The 1,965-nt window shown below is 67.6% G+C and carries 2 protein-coding genes and 1 pseudogene; all 3 read right to left on the bottom strand.

What is annotated here, in order from left to right; genetic code table 11:
* Positions 1 to 854 (bottom strand): 2-dehydro-3-deoxygalactonokinase (locus AC3AYF_RS17905; RefSeq protein WP_487780122.1); only part of this gene is annotated, 854 nt, incomplete at its 3' end.
* On the bottom strand, positions 851 to 1,537 hold the full coding sequence (locus tag AC3AYF_RS17900) for a 2-dehydro-3-deoxy-6-phosphogalactonate aldolase (RefSeq protein WP_295039997.1): 687 nt from the start codon (positions 1,535 to 1,537) through the stop codon (positions 851 to 853). The genes AC3AYF_RS17900 and AC3AYF_RS17905, both read right to left, overlap by 4 nt.
* A gap of 286 nt (positions 1,538 to 1,823) precedes the next feature.
* Positions 1,824 to 1,965: pseudogene (locus AC3AYF_RS17895) on the bottom strand (galactonate dehydratase); the annotation flags it as partial.

Raw genomic sequence — 1,965 nt, 5'->3', positions numbered from 1 at the left:
GCGCCGACGAGGTACACCTTGTCGAGCTCGGGGCGAGCCGCTGTCATGGCCCCCACCTCCTCCCCGATCAACGCGCCGGAGAGAAAGCTGCCGATTTGCGGCGATTCGAGCCCCGCGTAGAGATGGCGACTGCGGGCCTCGAACAGGGCATGCATCACCCCCCCGGGGCAGCCGGCCCGGGAGACGCCGAGTCGAAACGCCCCCTCGTCGAACGGCGCATCCTCGCGAGCCGGCTCTCCCGGCAGGGTGTGGAAACGGACCGCGTGGTAGAGTTCGCCGGTCATCATGGTGTTGAACGCCGTCATGCGGCCGGCATCGAGTCGCGCCCACTTGCTGTGCGTCCCCGGTAGACAGCAGTCGCCACCCTCCACGCCCGCGAGCGCCAGTGCACCGAAGGCCTGAACCTCTTCTCCGCGCATCACGTCGACATGCTCGGGGGTCACCTGCTTGACTCCCGGCACGATCCAGACGTCGTCGAGACCCGGCGCCGCGACCACATTCTGCGCCAGATCGGCGGCGGTGACCGGCAGTTCCAGTTGCGGCGCCTCGTGCCACCCCCGCGCGGAGCCGACCATGCCGGCCAGGTAGACCGGGACCTTTTCAGCGCCCGAAGCCGCGCATTCAGCGCCCGAAGCCGTGCCTTCAACGCCCGAGGCCCCGCCGCCGCCCTCCCGCCAGTCGTCGGTCTGCGACGCGCAGTAGTGGGGGAATTCGCTCTGGCTCAGCGCGCGCAGGCCGGAGGCCGAACGCCGGCTGTCCAGCACCTCGCCGCTGGCCGTGTCGACCAGGAAGGCACGGAAGTTGCTGGTCCCCCAGTCGATGACGATCAGACGCGCCGGTGCATCGCCACTCATGCATCCGCCTCGCGTTCCTGCTGCTCGGCATAGTGGGCGACCTCGCTCAGCCGCTGCCACTCCTTGACCAGTTCGGCCGCGACCCGTCCGACGTCTTCGGCACTGCGTCCCGGCTTGTAGAGATTGCTGCCGAAGCCGAAGCCTGCCACGCCATGGGCATGCCATTCGCTCATGTTGCTCTGATCGATGCCGCCGACCGCCAGCACCGGCAACCCCTTGGGCAGGATCGCGTTGATATCCTTGAAGTAGCCCGTGCCCAGGCGTGCCGCCGGGAACAGCTTGAGCGCCGTTGCGCCGGCCTTGGCCGCGGCCAGCGCCTCGCTGGGCGTCATGCAGCCGATCATCGGTGCCAGACCGTGCTCGACCCCGGCCCGAATCACTTCCGGATCGGTGTTGGGCGTGATCAGCAGCGGCGCATCGAGATCGGCCAGACGCTTGGCATGCTCGGGGTCGAGTACCGTACCGGCGCCGATCACGACATCGTCCGGGCAGCGCTTGGCGATCGCGGCGATGCTCTCCCAGGCCCCCGGGGAGTTGAGCGGAATCTCGATCAGCTTGAAACCTGCCGCCACCAGCGCGTCGAACACCCCATCGATCTCTCCCGGGGTGATACCGCGCAGGATCGCCACCAGGGGGCGCTCGCGCAGCGCCGTTTCCAGTGCGAACTTGCGTGTCTCGTTCATTTCTCTCTCCTCGTTTCGGCCAGTCTAGGGCCGCGCGTTGGAGCGCAGCCAGCAGAGCATCAGCATGTAGCGCTCGAGAGCCAGCCGGACCACACTTTCCTGGATGCTCTGCGTCGGCGAGCAAAGACGGCTGAGCGCCAAGTACGGTGCGCTCGAGAGCCAGCCGAGCGAGCTGAAGCGCAAGGCGCCCGGCGCACAGAACCCGGAGCATATGGGGTATATGTGAGGATTTCGCGCACCGGGCAACACGGCGATTCACTCGCGCAGGCGGCTATCGAGTGTGCCGTTACCACTCCGCGACGGAACCGTCCTCATGTGTCCAGACGGGGTTGCGCCAACGATGCCCGACCTTGGCACGCTCCTCGACGAACGCTTCGTCGATCTCGACGCCCAACCCGGGTCCCTGTGGAATCGCACAGTAGCCGTCC

This window comes from Salinicola sp., from assembly GCF_982684285.1.
Note: the sequence above shows the minus strand (reverse complement) of the source record. Positions and strands in the feature narration are given on the sequence as shown.

What these genes read in the sequence shown, in the direction of transcription:
- AC3AYF_RS17900 (WP_295039997.1), bottom strand. Translation starts at nt 1,537, where the DNA reads ATGAACGAGACACGCAAGTTCGCACTGGAAACGGCGCTGCGCGAGCGC.